Genomic DNA, 22,458 nt, shown 5'->3' on the forward strand with positions numbered 1-22,458 from the left:
ACTTCTTCTTTGATTATTTATAGTTATTTTAGTCACTTTGAGTAAAATACAAAAATGTATTTTGTAAAAGAAGAAAGCTCTCATACTTATGAAGAGAAAAAATCAAAGTTTATAGCTTATTTAGTACCTTTTAATCAATTCGATTCGCTTATGAAAAGATTAAAAGAAGAACATCCAAAAGCAAGACACTTTGTTTATGCTTATAGACACTTAAATGAGTTTAACCAAATAGTGGAAAATAGTAGTGATGATGGAGAACCAAGAGGTACAAGTGGAAAGCCTGCACTAAATGTATTAGCTGGAAATGAGCTTATAAACTGTGCTGTTATTATAATAAGATATTTTGGTGGAGTCAAGCTTGGAACTGGTGGATTAGTTAGGGCTTACAGTGATGCTGTAAATTTAGTGATTAGTGAAAGTAAACTGATAAAATATGAAGATAAAGAAAAATATTTTTTAACTTTAGATTATTCAAGGCTTTCTAAAATAGAATATCTTTTAAATGAGTTAGAAATAGAAGTTACAAATAAAGAGTTTGTAACTGATGTAACGTTAACTCTTCTTTTAACTAAAGAACAAAAAGAGAAATTGCAAGAACAACTTCCCATAGACTTACTACTTAATAATTAAAAAAGTTATAAATAAAGTTTTATTATAATAATTCAAAATATTATTTTGGAGTTTTTATGAGATATCTATTTTTAACTTTACTACTTATATCTTTTTCTTTTTCAAAAGATAAAATTGATGTAAATTTCAATAACTTAGAACTTTTGCAACTTATTAAAATTACTTCTAAAACCCTTGGGAAAAAAATATTAGTTTCACAAAACATAGATGCAAAAGTAAATTTTGTCTCAAATGAACCAATATCAAAAGATGAACTTTTAAATATTTTAGAACTTTCTTTACAAGAAAATGGTTATATTCTTCAAGAAGATAAAAATATTTTAAAAGTTGTAAAGACAAAAAAAGCAAAAAAATTTAAAATAAAAAAAGAAAAAATCTATAAAAGAAAAGTAGAAGTTGTCAAATTAATAAATTTAGATGCAAAGCATGTCCAAAAGATATTAAATAAGATAATTGAGAAAAGAGAAACAAAAGATTCTTATAAGACAGTTGTTATTTATGAAGAGAGTTCAAACTCTCTTGTTCTTGATGGTTTAGAAAAACAAATTAATTCACTGCTGAAAATTATAAAAACCCTTGATAAAAGAAAGAAACAAATATATGTAAAAGCAAAAATCGTTGAACTTGATGATTATTTATTAAGTGATATTGGTTTTAAATTTGGGATATTAGGAGCTAAATCATATAGTTCAGGTCTTTATACTTTTAGTTCAAATTTAAATAATGGTGCAGCAATTAATTTTGATACAAGATCAATTGGATTAGAAATCCCAAACCTTACTTCCTCTCTTGCTTTAGGAGCTTCTTTAAATTTATTGAACAAAACTTACGCTTTAGATATTGTTTCTGAACCAACATTACTTTGTTTAAATAATATTGCAAGTTCAATTTATGTGGGAGAAACTATTTCCATACAAACAGGAAGTACAACTACAGATGGAGGGACAACTAAAAATATTTTTGAAAGAGAAGATGTGGGATTAACATTGAAAGTTAAACCAAGAGTTGATTCAAATAAAGTTTTATTAGATATTGAAGCTATTTTGGAAGGAATAAAAAATAATAACACAAATAATAACCCAGATACTTCAAAAAAAAGAATTAAAACTACAGCCTTTGTAAACAATGGTGAGAGTATTGTTTTAGGAGGACTTATTGAGAAAAAAAAAGAAAAAACTGTTGAAAAAATTCCTTATGCTAGTGATATTCCTTTATTAGGTGAACTCTTTAAAAATAGAAATAAGAATAATAGTACAAAAAACTTGATAATAATCATTACTCCATATATAGTTCCAAAGAATAAAGATTTAACTTATGTAACAAATGAATTAGCAAAAATAAAAATCTTAGAAGATAAACTTTTAGAAAAATTATTATTAAATTTAAAAAAGAAAAAAGAAAAAATACCTGTAAATAAAAATAAAAATTTATTGCATGAAGAGAGATTGAAAAACTATTTTGCTTCATAAAGCTAAACCAAATGTTAAGTTTTATTTGTTAATCTAATAAAAAATAACATCATTTATGACAAAAGGTTTAAAAGATGAAAGTCTCCAATATTGGTATTTTTAAAGGAATGAATAGAAAAATGTCAATTATTTCTATTTTCTTAATTCTTATTTCTGTATTTTTCACGGGATATTTTCCAAAAAAAAGTGAAAGTTTTTTACAAAATATTAGAGAATTATTAAATCCTTTTTTAGAGTGGTATTATGTTTTATTAGTAGCATTTTTACTTTTTTTAATGATATGGCTTGGAATGGGAAGGTATAGAAATGTAAGGCTTGGTTCTGATGCCGAACAACCTGAATTTACCTTTTTCTCTTGGGTATCTATGTTATTTGCTGCTGGTACAGGTGTTGGTATTTTATTTTGGTCTGTGGCTCAGCCTATAATGCAGTTTCAAAATAATCCATTTACCAATTCTAATATGAATCCTGAAGCAGCAATCGTTGGATTGTCTCTTAGTTACTTTCATTGGGGATTAAATGGTTGGGCAATTTTTTCTTTTATTGCAATTACTATGGCATATTTTGCTTATAGGCACAACTATCCTTTAACTATTCGTTCTGCTTTATATCCTATTTTAGGGAAAAAAGTTGATGGACCATTAGGTGATATTGTAGATATACTTGCTGTATTTGGTACGATATTTGGTATCGCTACAACACTTGGTCTTGGAGTTCAACAAATGAATGCAGGACTTAGTCATGTTCTTGGGATTAAAAGTTCTTTATCTTTTCAATTAATTGTCATGGTAGTTATTATGGTTATTGCTACTATTTCAGTTGTATCAGGAGTAAGTAAAGGCGTAAAACTTTTATCTGTAGGAAACTTTTGGCTTAGTATTTTTGTTTTAGCCTTTTTACTTGTATATGGTCCAACGCAATATCTAATTGGAATAACAATTGAAGCTACTGGAACATATGTGCAAGATATTATTAAATTAACTTTTCATACAAATGTTACAAGAGATAGTGATTGGCAAACTGTTTGGACAGTATTCTTTTGGGGCTGGTGGATTGCTTGGTCACCTTTTGTAGGAATGTTTATTGCAAGGATATCAAGAGGTAGAACTTTTGGTGAGTTTGTTGCAGGCGTTTTATTAACGCCAACTCTTATTACAATAATATGGATTGGTCTTTTTGGTGGAACAGCTTTATATGAACAACTTTTTATGGGAAAAGATGTAATAAGTGCAGTAAATACTGATGTATCAGCTGCATTATTTATCATGCTTAAAAACATGGATATAGGTTTTATGTCAGAGATTATGTCTATACTTATGATTGTACTTATAGCTACATATTTAATTACCTCTGCAAATGCAGGAACATTAGTTATTACTACAATTTTAGCTTCGGGTTCTATTTCTCCTCCTTCTGGTCATAGAGCTTTATGGGGAGTGATAATGACTTTACTTACAGGAGTTTTAATTGTTGCTGGGGGTCTAAAAACTCTTCAAGCTGCTGTTATTACAGCTGCACTTCCTTTTTCTGTTATTATAATTACAATGGTAGCTGGATTATTAAAAAGTCTAAGTTTAGAAAATACTCCTGCAAGATCAGGTAATCAAGAAATTACAGCTAGAGAACCTTGGATTTTAGATGATGAAGTAGGGGAGGAGGGAGTATTAATTGACGAACTAAATCCTGAAGTAAAAAGGTTGGAAGAACCTGAATATAAGTAGAAGATTATCCTTCTACTTTTTTCATAAGTTTATATGTAATATTTAAATCTTTTGCTGTTTTTTGTTTGTTTGCAGATTTAATAACTTTTGCACAATCTGTACAAAGAATAACAATATTTTCTAGATTGAAACCTCCGCCATCTTTCATCTGTTTTGCCAGAAGAACTTGAGCATCAACAAGTTTTATTTTTGTTCCACATCTGTTACAAAGCCCTTTATCTCTATTCCAAGCAGCTTCTTTTCTTTTTGCCCAATCAATTGGTCTTTTATTATCTTTTATAAGTCTAGAGTTTGCTTCGTATCCTGCCCAAAGACTCTCTTTAGGGACTGATTTTTGAGTAATAAGATCATATTCATACTCTAAATATTGGTTTATAAAGTCTTCAACTATTAAAGTCTCTTTTACTCTAATATCTTTTTCATCTCTATATTTTTTTTCAATACTAAAATCAAAAGGAATTTTAGGATGATTGGAAACTAAATAAATTTCACAATCCTTCATAAAACCTTTTGTACTTCCTTTTTTATAAAGTCTTCTATATATTTGTTTTCTATAAATGTATAAAGGAATTATAGATGCAATAATTAAAAAGCCTATAAGTACATATTTTAAGTCTAAAATCATTTTTTATCCTTTATATTATCTCAGGATCAATTTCGTGTTTAAATAACTCTTTTTTGATTTTCTCATGCTCATTAAAACTTAAATTAAAAAGTTCACTTTTATGTAATACTGGAATAATTACTTCTCTTCCTACTGCTTTACTAAGACTTAGTCTATTTGCATCAAATAACTTAAACACTTCAACACTATCAACTATAAGTAAGTCTGCTCCTGCATCAAAAGCTTCAAGCATAATAGTTGCAGCAAGTTTTATAATAAAATTCTGGTTAAGATGGAATGTTTCAAGGTTTAAATCAATATTTTCATTTTCAAGTTTTATTTGTTTTGCATTTAGCCTATTTAAAAAGTTTTCTACTTCACTATCTTTATTTTTTCCATAGTAGTATGTAAGATTAAAACCATTGAAGTCATGCTTAATTAAAGAACTTAAATCATAATCATGAAATTTTACATTTGAAGACTTATCTATACAAAAGTTTTGTTCTTCAATACTTTTTATAAGTCCTAATTCATTTTTTATTTGATTTATTTTCTCTTCAATTGTTTTATCAAAATCAAGAAGTCTATTCTCTAAACTTGTATGATACTCTACAGAATACTCTTGTTTTTGTAATAATTTAAGAATTTTATCTTTAAAACTTGGTGTTCTTTCAATAAGCTTGTGAGCAAGTAAAATAATTGCATCACCAATATATTCATATTGAAAATTTAACGTGTTTGAAGCATAAAAATATAGTTTGTTTTCTAGGTATTCACTTTTATCTTCTGTTGTGGTAAACTCATTTAGTATTTCAAGTTTCTCTTCAAAATCACATTGATCAATTATAAAATCTTTGTTAGCTCGTCTAATTGATAAAGGTTCGATAATCAAATCTTTTCCAAAATTATCAACTAATTTTTTTATACTAACTTCTAGTGTTGTATATTTTTTATTTACTACAACACCAAAATCTTTATTATCTATAAAATCAAAAGGTTCATCAATATTTATTTCATTAAAAATATCAAGTAAAGTCTCTTGTTTTTTTATTTTTATAAAATGTTTTTTGTAATAGGGTAAATAATCAGATTTTGCATCAAATCTAAATATTGATAATTCTAGTATCATTATAAAACCTTGTTATTACTCTTTATGCCTACTTACTGTAGCACCAATTTTGCTAAGTTTACCTTCTAAATCTTCATAACCTCTATCAAGATGATAAATTCTATGGATTGAAGTTTCTCCTTTTGCTACTAATGCACATAGTACTAATGCCGATGAAGCTCTTAAATCTGTTGCCATAACATCTGTACCATTTAATTGTCCTGTTTGTCCATTGATTGTTGCAATATTTCCATTTAGATGAATATCTGCACCAAGTCTTAATAGTTCACTAACATGCATAAATCTATTTTCAAATAGTCTTTCATCAATTGTGCTTGTTCCATTTGCTTGAGTTGCAAGTGCCATAAATTGTGCTTGCATATCAGTAGGGAAACCTGGATATTCAGTTGTAACAATATTTACAGGTTTGATTTCATCTGTTGGCATAATTGTTACTGAATTTTCATCTTGTAAAACTTCAAAGTTCATCTCTTCAAGTTTTGAAATAATAGCTTCAAGGTGTAAAGGAATCACTTTATTTATTTTAAGTTTGCAGTTAGAAATAGCAGCAGCACACATATAAGTTCCTGCTTCAATTCTATCTGGAATTACATCAAAGTCTTTAAACTCTAGTAACTGTTTATTTGTACCATGAATTAAAAGTTTTGAAGTTCCAATTCCTTCAATTTTAACACCAGCATTTGCAATAACTTCACAAAGTTGAACAACTTCTGGTTCTTTTGCTGCGTTGATAATTGTTGTAATACCATCTGCTAAAGCTGCTGCCATAACTGTATTTTCAGTTCCACCAACAGTAACTTTATCAAATACTATTTTAGCTCCTTTAAGTCCATTTGGAGCAGTTGCTTCTATATATCCATGTTTGATTTCAATATTTGCACCCATAGCCTCTAAGGCTTTTAAGTGTAAATCAACAGGTCTTTGACCAATGGCACAACCACCAGGAAGTGATACTTCACAATGACCAAATCTAGCTAAGATAGGACCAAGTACTAAGATTGAAGCTCTCATTGTTTTAACGATATCATAAGTCGCAGTTGTATTATGTAGTTTTGAAGTATCAATTTTGATGCATTCAGCTGTTTTTGAAAAACTTCCACCAAGTTTATCAATAAGTTTTAAAAGTGTATTAATATCAACAACATCTGGCATATTACAAATATTTACTTCATTTTTTGCTAAGATTGTTGATGCGATTAAAGGTAAAGCTGCATTTTTTGCCCCTGAGATAGATACTTCACCTTGAAGAGGATTTTGACCGATAATTTTTAAATATTCCATTTGTTTCCTAATAAAGTCTTCTTTATTTATGTAAATGTTGATATTTTATCTAAAAGTTAATAAAATTCGCTTTTTAATAGAGGATACTAAATGACAAATAATGTCTCTTTGGGAATTAAGTATATGCTTTTCGCTTCTTTTATGTTTGCTTGCATGGGTGCATTTGCAAAAGAATTAAGTGATTCAATGACTTCAATTGAAGTTGTATTTTTTAGAAATGTATTTGGAGTGATTTTAATATTTATTTCTATTTATAAAAAACCATTAGTACAAGAAGGTGGTAAACCTTGGCTTTTGATTTTTAGAGGTGCTATTGGTTTTTCTGCTTTATTGTTTTTCTTTTATAATATTGCAAATATTCCCCTTGGTGAAGCTATGACTTTCTCTAAAACTTCAACAATATTTACAGCTATTTTTGCTTTTATATTTGTGAAAGAAAGACTTGGTTTTAGAGGATGGCTTGGTGTATTTATAGGTTTTATTGGAATTTTATTTATTACAGGTTTTGATGGAAGTGTTTTAGATAAAACAGATTGGTTAGGAATCTTATCAGGAGTTGGTGCTGCTTTAGCATACACTTCAATTCGAGAATTAAGAAAGTATTATGATAGTAGAACTATTGTTTTATCTTTTATGTTAATTGGAACAATTGGACCAGTACTTTTAATGCTAGTTTCAGAAGTTTATGTAAATGAAAAGTATGATTATATTTTTGGAAAGTTTGTTATGCCACAAACAAGTGATTGGATTTATATAATTTCTTTAGGAATTGTATCAACTTTGGCACAAATTTATATGACAAAAGCTTATTCAGTTGCAAAAGCTGGAATAATTGGTACAATATCTTATGCAAATATCGCCTTTAGTATTTTAATAGGACTATTGTTAGGTGATACTTTCCCTAGTATTTGGATAATATTAGGTATAATTTTAATTGTATTCAGTGGAGTTTTAGTCTCTTCAAAAAAGGATTAATATGGATATACTAAATGAATTTTTTCTATATATTGAAATCATAATTCTAGTTATTTTAGTTATTATTTTAGCTTGGTATGTACATGACAAATATGTACAAAGAGATCATCAGTTATTGGTTAATTATCCAATTATTGGTAGATTACGATATGTTTTAGAAGAAGCCAGAGAGCCTTTTAGACAATATTTTGGTGATGAAAAATTTTATGAATCAAAAGACAAACTAGATTGGGTTTACAAAGCTTCAAGGGATTTACCTAATTATGCTTCTTTTTCACCTGCTCAACCCTTACCAAAACCAAAGTTTATGTTAAGACATGCAACTATTGTTTTAAATGAAGATGAAGTTGATAATGAATTTTCTGTAACATTTGGTAATAAAAGAAAAAAACCATATACTGCAAAAACAATTATTGCAAGATCTGCAATGAGTGATGGTTCTATTTCTCCTGAAGGTACAAGAGCCTTTGTAAGAGGGTCTTTTATGGGAGATTTTCCTATAAACTCAGGAGAAGGTGGACTTACATCAAACTTTTTTGTAACACATCAAAATTATGATGAAAAGTATATGGAAATAGTAAATGGTACAGTTTTTCAAAAAAGAGTAAAAAATGTAGTTTTAAAACTTTTTAATGGTGCCTTAGCTGCTGATGCATATAGAAAATTAGTTTTTAAAGACAATAAAGAAGCAGAAACATATGTTTTTGATGCTAGAACACAAGTATTCCATAGACCTAATTGGGAAGCTCCTTTAGAGTTTTTCCCTGAAGATGTTCCAGAAGATATGCCTGATATTATTTTACAAGTAAGTTCTGGACTCTATTCTGTAAGAACAAAAGATGGTAAGTTTGACCCAGAGAGATATCAAAAAGTTATGAGATTTTGTAGAATGACTGAAATAAAAATAGCTCAAGGTGCAAAACAAACTGGTGGAAAACTTATTGCAGAAAAGGTTAGTCCTGCAATTGCTTATTATAGAAATGTTGAAGCTCATAAAGATTTATTTTCTCCAAATAGATTTCCTTATGCAAATAGTGTTGAAGAACTTTATGATTTTATAGGTCAAATGCAAGAATTATCAGATAAACCAGTTGGTATAAAAATTGTTATCTCTGATTATGAAAATATTGTTCCATATGCAAAAGAGCTAAAGAAAAGAATAGAAGAGGGTAATAGTGCTTATCCTGATTATATCTCTATTGATGGGGGAAGTGGAGGAAGTGCTACTGCTCCAATTGAAATGATGGAAAGAATAGGTCTTAATATTAGAGACTCTATTTATTTAGTAAATAAAGTATTAGAAGATTATGGTGTAAGAAAACATGTAAAGTTAGTAGCAAGTGGAAAACTTTTAACTCCTGATGATATCATTGTAATTATGGCACTTGGTGCTGATTTTGTTCAAATTGCTAGAGGGTTTATGATGAGTGCAGGATGTATCCGTGCTAGATACTGTTCTGGGACGACAGGACATGACTGTCCAGTAGGTCTTGCAACTCAAAATAAAGAAAAAAGAAAAAAATATTTTGTACATAAACAAGCTAAAAAAGTAAGAGACTATCATAAAAATTTATTAAAAAGTGTTAGAGGTTTACTTGCAGTTATGGGCTTAAAAAATATTAATGAATTAAATAAACACAAAATTATGTTCCTAGATAGAAACTCTAAAGTACACGATAATATTGATGACGTATTTGGTAGAATATTAGACATTGGAAAAGACACGGAGGATGAATATCATGAATCTAGATAAGGTTGTTTCAGGCTTTTTTATTATTTTAGCAATGACTTTAAACTTTGGTTTCTTTTATGGAGATATGGATTCACTTGTATCTCATAGTAAATATGAGCTTATGGCAGCAATTATTGTAAATTTAATTGCTACAACATTAAAACTTGGTGATAAAACTCAAATGGGTTCTGTTCTTTTAGCAACATCATTAGTTGCAGATATTCAACTTATAGTAGCAGCAACAGTTTGGGCAGTTGCTTCATATGCATATGCTATTAATCAAGAAATCACAAGTGTAATTATTTCACTTTCTGGTGGAGCATTATTAGCAAACTTTGTTTCTGTAGCACTTTATATTGGCGATACATTAAAGTCAAAGCGTTAGTTTCTATAAAATAAAAGTAAAGAGTAGTTTTGGAAAATAGTTCACTATTTATAGTCTTACAAAGGATGAGAAAACCTTTTTTGGTTTTAATTATTACTTATACAATAGCTATTGTAGGTTTTCTTATAATTGAAGGGGTTGACAATAATGGCAACCCTTATCAAATGACTATATTTGATGCTTTTTATTTTGTAACTTACACAGCTACAACTATTGGTTTTGGTGAAACTCCTTATGAGTTTACATATGCCCAAAGAATTTGGGCAACTGCTTCTATTTATATAACTGTTTTAGGATGGTTTTATGCAATTGGTACTTTAGTGTCTTTACTTCAAGATAAACTATTTATTAGAGGAATAAAAAGAACAAGATTTAAAAGACAAGTAAAAGGAATAAAAGAGAAATTCATTATTATCTTAGGCTATAATCAAATTACACATGAAGTTGTAAATAGAGCAATAGAACAAGGTCTAAGAGCTGTTATTGTTGAAAAAGATGAAATAAAAGCAAATGAAGCTATTTTAGAAAACTTTACTCCTACTGTTCCTGTTTTAGTTGCAGATGCACATTCTGCTTCGGCAATTGAACATGCAGGCATAAAAAGTAAATATTGTAGAGGTTTGGTATCTTTATTTGAAGATGATTCTTTAAATTTAAGAATTGCTCTTACTTCTAAACTTTTAAACCCTCATGTAAAATTAGTAGTAAAATCTACTACAAATAATCACTCTGATAATCTAAAAGATTTAGATGTAGAAATTGTTGCAAATCCTTTTTCAATAATCTCAAGTGAAATATCAATGGCCCTAGCTGCACCAAACCTTTTAAAACTTGAAAAATGGATATATCGAATGGAAGATTTAAATGCAAGTCTTCCTCTTTTTCCAAAGGGAAAATATATTATATGTGGATATGGAAGAATGGGGCAACATATCTATGAAAGATTAAGACATTATAATATAGAAGCTCAATTTGTAGAGATAGATAAAAGAAAAGGCACAAACTTTGCAAATGATGAATATATGCATCTTACTTATGGAAATGCAGATGATAAAGATTTATTACTAGAAGTAGGCATAGAAGAAGCTGTTGCAATTATCTCTGCAACAAATGATGATACAACAAATCTTTCAGTTCTTGCAACTGCAAAAAAACTAAATCCAAAAATTATGACAATTGCAAGAGAAAATGAAATGGAAGATTTCTCTATTTTCAAAAGTGCAAAAATTGACCATATCTTTATGCCTTCAAGAATTTTAATTAATAAAACAACAAATGCTTTAATAAATCCACTTTCAGATAAGTTTATTAGACTTATGTGTAAAAAAGATGATAAGTGGGCATCAACTTTAGTAAAAGATCTAAGTTCAAAAATTAATGAATTTCCTTTATTAAAAGAGATAACAATAGATAAGAAAAATACACTTATGATTTATGAGGCAATAGAAAAGAAAGAAGAAATAACTTTAAAAATATTTACAAGGTCTTTATACAATAGAGATAAAGAAAATAATATAATACCGCTGTTACTTCAACGAGGGAATGAATTTACATTATTACCATCTCTTGATGAAAAAATAGAAAAACATGATTCTATATTATTTGCTTGTGATGAAAATGCCCAAAGTGATATAGAATATATTAGTCAAAATATATATGAATTTCATTATGCCTTAACAGGAAAAGAAAAAAACACGATTTTTAAAAAGGATTAACATGACAATATTAACTGGACCATGTGTTTTAGAAGATAGAGATACAGTATTTAAAATTGCAGAAAAACTAAAACCATTAAGTGAAGATAAAAGAGTAGATTTTTATTTTAAAGCCTCTTTTGACAAAGCTAATAGAACAAGCCTTAGTTCATATAGAGGACCAGGCTTAGAAGAAGGCTTAAAATTATTTCAAGAGATAAAAGAACAGTTTGGATACAAACTTATAAGTGATATACATGAATCATATCAAGCAAAACCAGCAGGTGAAGTTTTAGATATTTTACAAATTCCTGCATTTTTATGTAGACAAACAGATTTACTTGTAGAAGCAGCAAAAACTAATTGTAAAATAAATATTAAAAAAGGTCAATTTTTAGCAGCAGATGCAATGAAACATCCAGTTGAAAAAGTACTTCAAACAAGAGGTGTTAATGAGGTATCTTATATAAACTCTTCTGAAAATGGTGTTTGGCTTTGTGAAAGAGGTAATAGCTTTGGATATGGTGCTTTAGTTGTAGATATGAGAAATTTAATTCTTATGCGAGAGTATGCTCCTGTTATTTTTGATGCAACACACTCTGTACAAATACCAAGTACTGGTGGAACAACAGGTGGTAATTCTGAATTTGTTCCATATATGGCAAGAGCAGCAGCAAGTGTTGGTGTTGATGGTTTCTTTTTTGAAACTCATACAGACCCAAAATCTGCTAAAAGTGATGGTCCAAATATGCTACAAGTAGATAAATTATATAAAACAATTGATGAGATATTTGCTATTAAAGAAGCGCTTCAAAGCCTTTAATATTTTTTTAGATATAATGGCTAAATATTAGAAAAATTTGGAGAAATTTTATGAAGATTATTGAAGGAAAAATGAGATTAAATGGTAACGAAAAAGTTGCTATTATCAATGGAAGATTTAATCATATTATTACAGATAGATTAGTTGAAGGTGCAAAGGATGCATTCGTAAGACACGGTGGAAACGAAGACAATTTAGATTTAATTCTAGTACCTGGTGCTTTTGAAATTCCATTTGCTTTAGAAAAAGCTCTTGAATCTGGAAAATATGATGCAGTTTGTTGTGTTGGTGCAATAATTAGAGGAGCAACTCCACACTTTGATTATATCTCAGCAGAAGCAACTAAAGGTATCGCAACAGTTGCTTTAAAATATGGTAAAGCTGTATCAAATGGTGTTTTAACAACTGATACAATTGAGCAAGCTATTGAAAGAGCTGGTTCAAAAGTTGGAAATAAAGGTGCAGAAGCTATGACTACAATCATTGAGATGTTAGACCTTTATTCAGAGATGGGGAAATAATTTGGCAACTAGAACACAAGCAAGAGAATCAGTAATAGGTTTACTTTATGCATATGACCTTGGAAATGAAGGTATTGTAACTTTTATTGATGAGATTTTAGAAGATAAAAAAATCAGAAATAAACAAAAAGATTTTGCATTAGATTTATTTAATGGAGTAGTTGACAATATTGAAGATATTAGTGAAGAGATTGTTTCACATTTAAAACAAGGTGGAATCAAAGATATTGGAAGTGTTGAAAAATCTATTTTAAGACTTGCTATTTATGAGATTAAATTTAAAGGTTTAGATAAAGCAATTGTTATTAATGAAGCAATTGAATTGTCTAAAAAGTTAGCTTCAGATGGTGCTCCAAAGTTTATAAATGGAGTATTAGATAAAGTAAATAAGGCATCATAAATGAGAGATATGAAGTTATGTATTTCTCTTGATTTACCAAGTGCAAAAGAGAATCTTGCACTTGTTGAACAAATTAAAGATTATGATGTTTGGTTAAAAGTTGGACTAAGAAGTTTTACTAGAGATGGAAAAGCTTTTTTAGAAGAGTTAAAAGCAATTAACCCAAACTTTAAAATCTTTTTAGATTTAAAGCTTTATGATATTCCAAATACTATGGCAGATGCAGCACAAGAAATTGTTTCATTTGGACTTGTAGATATGTTTAATGTACATGCAAGTGCAGGGAAAAGAGCAATGAGTGAAGTTATGGAAAGAATTAAAGATTTTCCAAATAAACCTTTAGTTATAGCTGTAACAGCTCTTACTTCATTTGATAATGATGAGTTTAAAGCAGTATATAATGAAGATATCCAAACAAAAGCCACTAAACTAGCAATAGATACATATGAGTCAGGAGTAGATGGAGTTGTTTGTTCTGCTTTTGAAAGTTTAGATATTAAGAAAAATACTTCTGATGAGTTTATTACTTTATGTCCTGGAATTAGACCTTTTGGTGAAGCTGCAGGGGATCAAAAAAGAGTTGCTGATATTGCTTTTTCAAAAGAAAATTTAGTGGATTTTATTGTAGTTGGAAGACCAATTTATAAAGCAGAAAACCCAAAAGAAGTAGTTAATAATATTTTAAAGAACATTTAGTTTGAAATTAAGATGTTTTTAAGTACATATTCATTAAAATCTCATTCCTAATTCGTTGGACAAGTGGGTGAGTTGGCTGAAACCACTTCCCTGCTAAGGAAGCGTACTGGCAACGGTACCGAGGGTTCGAATCCCTCCTTGTCCGCCACTAATTATGGATATTATTAGTGTGGTTGGGTTCTTAGCTCAGCTGGTTAGAGCACTCGGCTCATAACCGAGTGGTCCGGAGTTCGAATCTCCGAGAACCCACCACTTTTATAATAATACGCGGGAGTAGCTCAGTTGGCTAGAGCCTCTGCCTTCCAAGCAGATTGTCGCGAGTTCGAGTCTCGTCTCCCGCTCCACTTTTTATTTGTTTTTAAGAAATTTTTGTTAAAATTTCACCATTGCGGGAGTAGCTCAGTTGGCTAGAGCCTCTGCCTTCCAAGCAGATTGTCGCGAGTTCGAGTCTCGTCTCCCGCTCCACTTATTTTTTAACTACATATTAATCAAAACTTCAATAAAATTACAAAAAAAATATAAAGACTTAATTAATGAATGAATTTGTAAAAAATAACCTAAACTCTATACTTGAAGCTTCATTCTCTTTATCAAATCAAGCAATTTATCTTTTAAACAAAGAAGGGGAAGTATTATTTGCAAATAACAATGCATTAGAGACTTTAGGCTATACAAAAGAAGAGATAACAAAGCTTTATGTATGGGACATTGATACAAATGTAAATACAAAAGAAAAGTATTTAGATGCATTAGAAATATTTTATAAAAAAGCTGCTAATGGTCAATCTAATACTTTAGAAACCTATCATAAAAGAAAAAATGGAAGAAGATTTCCTGTTGAAGTTGTTTCAACATTTACTGAAATAAATGGGCAAGAATATCTTTTTTCATATGCAAGAGATATTACAAGTAGGGTTAGACGAACAGAAGAGATAAATTTATATTTTGATTTAATAAACTCTTCAAAAGATATGATTTTTGTTGTTGACCATGAAACTGAGATAGTAGAGTTTGCAAATGAAACAGCCTGTGATGAGTTAGGTTATACATTAGCTCAGCTAAAGAAAATGAAAATATCTCAGATTAGAAAACCAATGGAAAGTGTTGATAATATTGCTATTGCTGAAGTTTTAGAAAAAATAAAACAAAAGCATAGTTTAACTACCTTTGGTGTTTATACTTCAAAATATGGAAAAGATATCCCTGTTGAGACTTCACTTCATTTAAAAGAGTACCAAGGTAAATTTTTTGTAACAGCTATTTCAAGAGATATTTCAGAGAGACTTGAAATAGACGGAAAAAGAGAAGATTTAAACTTAAAACTAAAAAATTATAATAAAACCCTAGAAAAAGAGATTAGTAAAGTAAAAAAAGATCTACTTGATTATGAAACAATTATGAAAAGACAATCAAAAATGGCAGCCATGGGTGAAATGCTAGAAAATATAGCTCACCAATGGAGACAACCTCTTTCTGCTGTATCTGTACTTGCTACGGGAATGATTTTACAAAATGATCAAGACATCCTAACTAAAGACCTTTTAGACGCAGGTTTAAATGATATAAATGAACAAGTACAATATCTGTCTAAAACTATAGATGATTTTAGAAACTTCTTTAAACCAAATAAACAAAAAAATAGGTTTCACCTAAAAACTGTAATCAAAACATCTATCAAATTATCAAAAGCAAGATATACAAAAGAACATATTGAGTTTATTACAAATATCGAAGATATGGAGCTTTTCACTTATGAAAATGAACTGCTACAAGTTTTATTGAATATCATTACAAATGCAAAAGATGAATTAATCAAAAAAGAGGGTAAAAAGTTTATTATTATAGATACTTCTTCAGATGAAAACTATTTATATATTAGAGTTAAAGACAATGCAGGTGGAATAGATAAATTTATTTTAGATAGAATATTTGAACCATACTTTACTACTAAACATAATTCTCAAGGTACTGGAATAGGTCTTTATATGTCAGAAAATATTGTTAAGCATATGAATGGAAAAATAAGTGTCACAAATGAAAATGTTGAGTATAATAGCTCTGTATATTTAGGTGCTTGTTTTGAGATAAAACTTCCTTTTGTACAAAATAGATAAGGCAAAAAAATGAATGATAGATTACATGAAATCTTAGGTGAAGTTGGAATTATCCACAAAGCACTTTTAGAAAACAATAAAATTGATGATGTAGATTATGTGTTAGAGTATATAGATAGTTTTGAAGATGATGTTAAAGACCATTATTTAAAACTATTATTACAATACTATTTCCAACAAAATAATTTAAAGAATTTAAAAGAGTTACTTCTTTTAGGTTACAAATTTGATTTAAGAATGGAAGATATTAAGTTAGCATTTTTAAATATTAAATCAAATGATGAAAATGTAATTGACTTTTTTGATGATAATGTAGTGTTTTTAAAAGACTCAAATATGGAAGAGCCTTTAAAAGCAATTTACACTTATTATAAAGAAAATAAACAGTTACAAGCAAGTTTAGAACAAACAATAGAATTATTAAAAAGAAATAGATATATTTGTGCATATGCATACAAAAATAGTGATTATGATTTCGCAAAATTCTTTTTAAATGAAGACTTATTAAAATCTTTACAAGAAGATTTACCATATTTGTTAAAGTAGGTAATAGTTATAGCAAAGTTTAAAAAAGTACATGTTGAAATAACTAATGTTTGTAATCTAAAATGTAGTTTCTGCCCTCCAAAACTTCAGCCAAATGAAACAATGAAACTTTCAAAGTTTGATGAGCTAAATAAGCAGTTAAAAGAAGTAACTAATGAATTGGCTTATCATGTAGTTGGAGACCCTTTAGTTTTAAAAAATCTAAGTGAGTACTTAGATGTAAGTTTAAAACATAAACTTAAAGTAAATATAGTAACTACAGCAAACAATATAAATAAAAGTTTTCATGAAACACTGATGCACAAAGCAATAAGGCAAATAAACTTTTCTATAAACTCTTATAATGCAAACTCACACAAAAAGTCTTTAGAAGAGTATTTAAATCCAATAATTGAGTTTACAAAGTATGCAATTGAAAAAGAACAACACTTTTTTATTAATTTTAGAATTTGGAATTTAGATGATACTAAAAGTGCAAAAGAGTTTAACTATAAAGTATTTAACTACTTAGAAAAGCATTTTGATGTAAACTTAAATTTAGATGCAATCTATAAAGAAAAACCAAAAAATATAAAACTAGCTAGAATGGTTTTTATAAATTTTGATGAGTATTTTAATTGGCCAAGCTTGGAAAATGAGTTTGTTTCTAAAGAGGGAACTTGCTATGGTTTAGATTCTCACTTCGCAATTTTAAGTTCAGGAAAAGTAGCTCCTTGTTGTTTAGATAAAGATGCAGTTGTAAATTTAGGAGATATTAATAACTCTTCAATAAAAGAAATATTAGCTTCTAAAAGAGTGCAAGATATAAAGCAAGGCTTTAAAAGTGGCAAAGTAATAGAAGAACTTTGTCAAAGATGTGAATATAGAACAAGATTTAATAAATAAAGGTTTTTAGATGTTAGAAGGACGAATGATATCATTAAGTGTTAGAGATTTTTTTACAAAACCAATGCTTAAAATAGCTTTTTTACCACTTATAATTACTATGGTAGTTTTACTAATAGCTTTTTATAGTGCTGCTGATTATGGTTTTGATTCATTACAAATTTATATAGAAACAACACAAAATGGTCAAGATATAGCAGTTGATCCAAATGCTCCATTTTATTATATATGGGCAACGGCAGTTATTGGATTTTTATTTCAATACTCAGTAACTTCATGGTTAGTAGGATTTTTATTTTATACTATTGGAACACTATTTGTTATGATGTTTTCAGTATTTACTACACTTATTATTATAGGTTTTTTAACACCATTTATTTTAGATATTCTTCAAAAAAGACACTACCCTGAGATAAAAACAAATGGATTCGGAAATATTCTAAGTCCCCTTTGGGTTTTATTTAGAAGTGGTCTAATAATGGTAATTATGTTTTTTGTATTAATGCCTTTATATTTTATTCCATTTATAAATATAATTGCTTTTAATCTACCTTTATACTATTTCTTCCATAAGCTTTTAACTTATGATATAGCCTCTACAATTCTTACTAAAGAAGAGTATGCAGTAATTCATACAAGAAAAGCAAACTCTTTTAGAGCTAGAACTATTTTCTTATATATCTTATCAATGGTACCTTTTATTACTCTGTTTACTGCAGTATTTTATATCATATATTTAGGGCATGGATATTTTCAAGAATTAAAGAAAATTAGAAATAATGAAGATAGTATTATAAATAATTTAGAAACAAAGCAGCTACAAGATTAGTTATAAAACTAATCTGTATCCTGTACCTTGTACATTTTTAAGTGCATCTGCTGGAAGTTTTTTTCTAAAGTTTTTTATAAATAATCTCATGGCATTTGGTGTCATTATATCTTCATTCCAAATAATGTTTTCCATCTCTTCATAAGTGATTATTCTATTTTTTTGAATTAAAAGTTTTAAAAACTGATTCTCTTTTTTTGTTAGTTTAAACTCTTCATCTGGTGATTGAATAATTGATTTACTTTCATCAAATAGCCAACCTTCTGAAAGATTGTAAACTCTCGCACTATCAAAACTTTTTACGAAAGCTTCTAAGGCTTCAATTAGTTTTACTTCAGTAAGTGGTTTAATAATATATTTAACAAGATGAAGTTCAGTAGCTTCAAGCATATATTCTAAATCTGTATGAGCTGAAGTTATGATTACTCTTACTTTGCTATCAACTTTTCTAATTCTTTTAATTAGTTCTATTCCAGTTTCATTAGGCATTTTTATATCTGTAATGATTAAATCAGGTTTATTTTGTTCATATAAGCTATAGCCTTCTTTTGCATTTTTAGCTACATAAGTCTCTTTAAATAAGTCCTTTAATACCTCAGTAATATTCTTTCTAATACCTTCTTCATCTTCAATATATAAAATAGTGAAGTTTTTCAAGTTTGAAATTAGTGATTTGTCCATACCAAAAACCCCTATTATTAAAAGTATGGTATCATATCGAAAATAGCATTAGGGTTTAGAATTTGCAATTAATAACAGAGAAGAATATTTCAAAAATAATAATTTATGTCTTCATAATTATCATGACAACAATGATTCTTATGATTTCATACTTTTATGTAAAAAAGACCTATGAAGATTTTGATAGGCAAATGGACAAGTATGTTCAAGACTACTATAAAAATCAAAAAATAATGTTAAAAAAAGAGATTGATACAATCATTGATGTTATAAAGTATAATGCTACAAAAAGTGATGAAGAGAATGAAGAAGAACTAAAAATGGACACTGTAAGACTTCTAAATAATATCTCTTTTGATGAAGATAAAAGTAATTATATCTTTGTATATGAGATTTTAGATATAAATGGTGGAGATGATTTTGCAAAACTACTTGTAAACCCAAATAGACCTGATTTATTAGGTGTTATGATTTCTACAAATTATAAAGATGCAAATGGTAAAAAATTCCGCCAAGAGTTTATGGAAGATATTAGAATCAAAGGGGAGTCTTATACTGAATATTCATATAAAAAAGTAAATAGTGATATTTCAAATCAAAAGCTTTCTTATTTTAAGTATTTCCCTAGATGGAGATGGGTTATTGCTGTTGGAGTTTACACAGATGATATTGAAGAAGAGATTTCAAGAAATAGAGAACAACTGCAACAAAGTATTCAAAATCAAATAGTTCAAAATATTTTATTATTTACGCTATTTTTATCGATAGCTATAGTAATTTCAATTTTAGTTTCACAAAAAATCGATGAAGTTTTAAAATCATATCAAAGAAGAGTAAAAGCAAAAACAGATGAACTAAATGAGCTTAATGAAAATCTTGAAAAAAGAGTTGAGGGTGAGATTGAAAAGAATAGAGAGCATGAACAACTTCTTGTTCAAAAATCAAAATTCATAGCCCTTGGAGAGATGATTTCAAATATTGCCCATCAATGGAGACAGCCTTTATCTGAATTATCTTCTATTTTTATGAATATCAAATTTAAATATTATATGGAAAGACTTGATGAAAAAGTAATGGATAAAAAAGTAAGAGAAGCAGAAGCTGTTTTAGAGTTTATGTCTCATACTATCGATGACTTTAGAAACTTCTTTATGCCTAAAAAGTCAAAAGAAGAGTTTTATTTAAGAGTTTCGATGGATTCTATTATGACTATTATTTCTAGTGCTTTATCAAATAACAGTATTTTAGTAGATATTGATGTCCCTGATAATATCAAATTAAACACATATGCAAATGAGTTTCAACAAGTGATTTTAAATATTATTACAAATGCAAAAGATGTTCTTATTCAAAATAAAATAGAAGAACCTTGGATAAAAATTTATGCAAAAGAGACTGAAAATAATGTTATTTTACTTATAGAAGATAACGGTGGAGGAATTAAAGTAGAACCAAAAAGTAAAGTCTTTGAACCATATTTTACTACAAAAAAAGATAGTGATGGAACAGGAATTGGTCTTTATATGTCAAAAATTATTGTTGAAAAAAATATGAATGGAAAACTTAAAGTTAGAGACACAAAACATGGTGCAAGGTTTGAGATTTATTTACCTAAATAGAAATAATTTCTTTCTTTTCAAGGCTAAAAATAGTTTTTTCTTCATCACTTGATTTTAAACTACACCTATAAGAGTTGTTTAAAGATAAATTACCAACAATTGATAATCCTAGTCCAAAACCACTTTTTTTGTTTTTTCTGTTTTTTCTATTTTTGCTTTTTGAAGTTGTAAAAAATGGTTCAAATATTTTTTGACTATACTCTTTTTCTATCTTAGTTCCATTGTTTTCAAAATAGATATTTTCCTCTTTGGTATAAATTTTTATATATCCTTTTTCAATATGTTTTATTGCATTGCACATGATATTTATACAGATTTTCTTTAAATCTATTTTATTAAATCTTATTTCCAAATCTTTATTTATTTTATTTATATATTGAATATTTTGATTTTTTGGTAAAAGAGGAAACACTTCATTTTCAATAAAGTAGTATAATAAAATTTTTTCTTTTGTTCTATATTTTTTAATTGATGAAATAAACTCTAAGATATCTACTGTTAGTTCATTTAAAAATTCAATCTCTTTTTTTATATAATCAAGGGTTTCAGGTAGCTGTTCCTTTGAAATCAAACCATCTTCTATCTCTTCAATATAGCCATTGATTATTGTTATTGGTGTTTTAATATCATGTGCCATAGAAACAAGAAGGTTAGAAAGATTATGGTTTTTTTGTCTTAAGTCTTTAATTAGTGTTTCAAGTTGGTTTGAAAGATAGTTTATGTCATCATTTATTTCATTTACTTCAGTTATAAAAAATTTGCTATTATCTTGATTAAACTCTTGGTCTTTTATTTTTGCTAATCGTTTTTGAATAAAAATAGAATTTTTAGAAAGGTAAGTGCCAGAAACTAAACTAAAAAAAGCAATTACAGGTAAAACAGCTAATACGGTAAGAGAAATTTTTATAAACATCTCACTATGAATAGGTTCCCCAATAATTACAAAAGTCATAACAGCAGTAAAAGTTGAAACAATTAAGCCTGCAATAGTAGCTAAGGTTACAATAAATGTTTTAATTTTCATCTATTTTATATCCTATTCCTCTTATTGTTTTTATAATATCTTTATCATGATGAGCTGAGATCTTTTTTCTTATATTACAAATATGGCTATCTATTCCTCTTTCATCAATTTCACCTAAGTAGTTATCATATATCAGTTGGGCTAATTCTTGTCTTGAATATACTCTATTTTTATTGTTTGTAAAAACTGATAATATAAAATATTCGCTAGGTGTAAAATCTACTATAAAGTTATTTATAGAAACTTCTTTTGCTTCATCATTTATAAATATTGCACTTGTTTTCTTTTGTTCTTTTGTCATAGTTAATTCATCTCTTCTTTTTAAAAGAGATTTTATTTTAAGAGATAACTCTTTTGCAGAGAAAGGTTTTGCAATATAATCATCAATTCCATAATCATAAGCTTTAGTTTTAAAATCTTCAGTATCTAAAGCACTTATCATTACTATTAATGTTTTTTTTGATTGATTTCTTATTGAATTACAAATTGTAAATCCATCTATTTTGGGTAACATAATATCTAAGGTAATAAGATCATACTCTTTTGTATTTATAAGCTTTAAAGCACTTTGCCCATCTAAAGCAGTATCAACATTATAGATTTCAGAATCAAGCCTATTTTTAATAATATTTATAATTGGCTCTTCATCTTCTATTATTAGTATATTTTTTTTCATTGAATACTCGATTTCATTTAAATA

General features: G+C 28.0%; 22 protein-coding genes and 4 tRNA genes. 20 read left to right on the plus strand and 6 right to left on the minus strand.

Annotated elements, in window-relative coordinates; all coding sequences use genetic code 11:
• Positions 1-54 precede the first annotated feature (54 nt).
• The 3 genes from CRV01_RS04960 (at position 55) to CRV01_RS04970 (ending at position 3,820) form a co-directional block, all read left to right on the plus strand.
• Positions 55-630: a YigZ family protein gene (locus CRV01_RS04960; protein WP_129007133.1), complete on the plus strand. Its 576-nt coding sequence runs from the start codon at positions 55-57 to the stop codon at positions 628-630.
• A 56-nt stretch (positions 631-686) separates the two neighbouring features.
• Entirely contained in the window at positions 687-2,099 is a 1,413-nt protein-coding gene (locus CRV01_RS04965; protein ID WP_129007134.1) for a type II secretion system protein GspD, read from the plus strand.
• 74 nt (positions 2,100-2,173) lie between these two features.
• Positions 2,174-3,820, plus strand: a complete 1,647-nt coding sequence (locus CRV01_RS04970) for a BCCT family transporter (RefSeq protein WP_129007135.1) — start codon at positions 2,174-2,176, stop codon at positions 3,818-3,820.
• Positions 3,821-3,824: 4 nt separating this feature from the next.
• On the opposite strand, the gene CRV01_RS04975 is transcribed toward CRV01_RS04970, so the two are convergent.
• Genes CRV01_RS04975 through murA form a run of 3 tightly spaced genes read right to left on the minus strand, consistent with a single transcriptional unit; the run spans position 3,825 to position 6,834 of the window.
• Positions 3,825-4,445 carry an HNH endonuclease gene (locus CRV01_RS04975; RefSeq protein ID WP_129007136.1) on the minus strand — a complete coding sequence of 207 codons (621 nt, stop codon included), beginning with the start codon at positions 4,443-4,445 and terminating at the stop codon, positions 3,825-3,827.
• A 10-nt stretch (positions 4,446-4,455) separates the two neighbouring features.
• Complete coding sequence (locus tag CRV01_RS04980) at positions 4,456-5,553, minus strand: DUF5644 domain-containing protein (protein WP_129007137.1); 1,098 nt, start codon at positions 5,551-5,553, stop codon at positions 4,456-4,458.
• A 15-nt stretch (positions 5,554-5,568) separates the two neighbouring features.
• On the minus strand, positions 5,569-6,834 hold the full coding sequence (murA, locus tag CRV01_RS04985; RefSeq protein ID WP_129007138.1) for a UDP-N-acetylglucosamine 1-carboxyvinyltransferase: 1,266 nt from the start codon (positions 6,832-6,834) through the stop codon (positions 5,569-5,571).
• 90 nt (positions 6,835-6,924) lie between these two features.
• Between murA and CRV01_RS04990 the strand changes: the two genes are divergently transcribed.
• From CRV01_RS04990 to CRV01_RS05065, 16 genes are all read left to right on the plus strand, one after another.
• The gene (locus CRV01_RS04990; RefSeq protein ID WP_129007139.1) at positions 6,925-7,809 is read left to right on the plus strand and encodes a DMT family transporter; all 885 of its coding nucleotides are present in this window, start codon (positions 6,925-6,927) and stop codon (positions 7,807-7,809) included.
• 1 nt (position 7,810) lies between these two features.
• The gene (locus CRV01_RS04995; RefSeq protein WP_129007140.1) at positions 7,811-9,562 is read left to right on the plus strand and encodes an FMN-binding glutamate synthase family protein; all 1,752 of its coding nucleotides are present in this window, start codon (positions 7,811-7,813) and stop codon (positions 9,560-9,562) included.
• Entirely contained in the window at positions 9,549-9,926 is a 378-nt protein-coding gene (locus CRV01_RS05000; protein ID WP_129007141.1) for a DUF6394 family protein, read from the plus strand. The genes CRV01_RS04995 and CRV01_RS05000 overlap by 14 nt, the downstream gene beginning before the upstream one ends.
• A 29-nt stretch (positions 9,927-9,955) precedes the next feature.
• Positions 9,956-11,641, plus strand: coding sequence for a TrkA family potassium uptake protein (locus tag CRV01_RS05005; RefSeq protein WP_129007142.1), 1,686 nt, complete (start codon positions 9,956-9,958; stop codon positions 11,639-11,641).
• Between the two features lies 1 nt (position 11,642).
• Positions 11,643-12,443, plus strand: coding sequence for a 3-deoxy-8-phosphooctulonate synthase (gene kdsA, locus CRV01_RS05010; protein ID WP_129007143.1), 801 nt, complete (start codon positions 11,643-11,645; stop codon positions 12,441-12,443).
• Between the two features lie 50 nt (positions 12,444-12,493).
• Positions 12,494-12,964 (plus strand): 6,7-dimethyl-8-ribityllumazine synthase, encoded by a 471-nt coding sequence (gene ribH / locus CRV01_RS05015; protein WP_129007144.1) that lies wholly within the window; start codon positions 12,494-12,496, stop codon positions 12,962-12,964.
• 1 nt (position 12,965) lies between these two features.
• A complete protein-coding gene (gene nusB, locus CRV01_RS05020) occupies positions 12,966-13,364 on the plus strand; it encodes a transcription antitermination factor NusB (RefSeq protein WP_129007145.1) in 399 nt (132 codons plus the stop codon).
• Between the two features lie 9 nt (positions 13,365-13,373).
• Positions 13,374-14,060: an orotidine-5'-phosphate decarboxylase gene (gene pyrF / locus CRV01_RS05025; RefSeq protein ID WP_129007521.1), complete on the plus strand. Its 687-nt coding sequence runs from the start codon at positions 13,374-13,376 to the stop codon at positions 14,058-14,060.
• A 57-nt stretch (positions 14,061-14,117) separates the two neighbouring features.
• Positions 14,118-14,208, plus strand: a tRNA-Ser gene (locus CRV01_RS05030).
• A 27-nt stretch (positions 14,209-14,235) separates the two neighbouring features.
• Positions 14,236-14,312: transfer RNA gene (locus CRV01_RS05035), tRNA-Ile, on the plus strand.
• Between the two features lie 15 nt (positions 14,313-14,327).
• Positions 14,328-14,404, plus strand: a tRNA-Gly gene (locus CRV01_RS05040).
• A 44-nt stretch (positions 14,405-14,448) separates the two neighbouring features.
• Positions 14,449-14,525, plus strand: a tRNA-Gly gene (locus CRV01_RS05045).
• Positions 14,526-14,593: 68 nt separating this feature from the next.
• Positions 14,594-16,174 carry a PAS domain-containing sensor histidine kinase gene (locus tag CRV01_RS05050; RefSeq protein WP_129007146.1) on the plus strand — a complete coding sequence of 527 codons (1,581 nt, stop codon included), beginning with the start codon at positions 14,594-14,596 and terminating at the stop codon, positions 16,172-16,174.
• Positions 16,175-16,183: 9 nt separating this feature from the next.
• Positions 16,184-16,720 carry a hypothetical protein gene (locus tag CRV01_RS05055; protein WP_129007147.1) on the plus strand — a complete coding sequence of 179 codons (537 nt, stop codon included), beginning with the start codon at positions 16,184-16,186 and terminating at the stop codon, positions 16,718-16,720.
• A 39-nt stretch (positions 16,721-16,759) separates the two neighbouring features.
• Complete coding sequence (locus CRV01_RS05060; RefSeq protein ID WP_375234258.1) at positions 16,760-17,605, plus strand: radical SAM/SPASM domain-containing protein; 846 nt, start codon at positions 16,760-16,762, stop codon at positions 17,603-17,605.
• A 10-nt stretch (positions 17,606-17,615) separates the two neighbouring features.
• Positions 17,616-18,434, plus strand: coding sequence for an EI24 domain-containing protein (locus tag CRV01_RS05065; RefSeq protein ID WP_129007149.1), 819 nt, complete (start codon positions 17,616-17,618; stop codon positions 18,432-18,434).
• Here CRV01_RS05065 and CRV01_RS05070 read toward each other — a convergent pair whose 3' ends face one another.
• Positions 18,435-19,115, minus strand: a complete 681-nt coding sequence (locus CRV01_RS05070; protein WP_129007150.1) for a response regulator transcription factor — start codon at positions 19,113-19,115, stop codon at positions 18,435-18,437.
• 62 nt (positions 19,116-19,177) lie between these two features.
• Between CRV01_RS05070 and CRV01_RS05075 the strand changes: the two genes are divergently transcribed.
• Positions 19,178-20,734 carry a cache domain-containing protein gene (locus tag CRV01_RS05075; protein WP_129007151.1) on the plus strand — a complete coding sequence of 519 codons (1,557 nt, stop codon included), beginning with the start codon at positions 19,178-19,180 and terminating at the stop codon, positions 20,732-20,734.
• Here CRV01_RS05075 and CRV01_RS05080 read toward each other — a convergent pair.
• Together CRV01_RS05080 and CRV01_RS05085 are read right to left on the minus strand one after the other, a co-directional pair.
• Positions 20,727-21,758: a HAMP domain-containing sensor histidine kinase gene (locus tag CRV01_RS05080; RefSeq protein WP_129007152.1), complete on the minus strand. Its 1,032-nt coding sequence runs from the start codon at positions 21,756-21,758 to the stop codon at positions 20,727-20,729. The two genes, CRV01_RS05075 and CRV01_RS05080, sit on opposite strands and share 8 nt — an antisense overlap.
• Entirely contained in the window at positions 21,748-22,434 is a 687-nt protein-coding gene (locus CRV01_RS05085) for a response regulator transcription factor (protein WP_129007153.1), read from the minus strand. Before CRV01_RS05085 ends, CRV01_RS05080 begins: the two co-directional genes overlap by 11 nt.
• Positions 22,435-22,458 lie beyond the last annotated feature (24 nt).

The organism is Arcobacter sp. CECT 8983 (assembly GCF_004118855.1).
In the GTDB taxonomy this organism is placed as follows: Bacteria; Campylobacterota; Campylobacteria; order Campylobacterales; family Arcobacteraceae; genus Halarcobacter.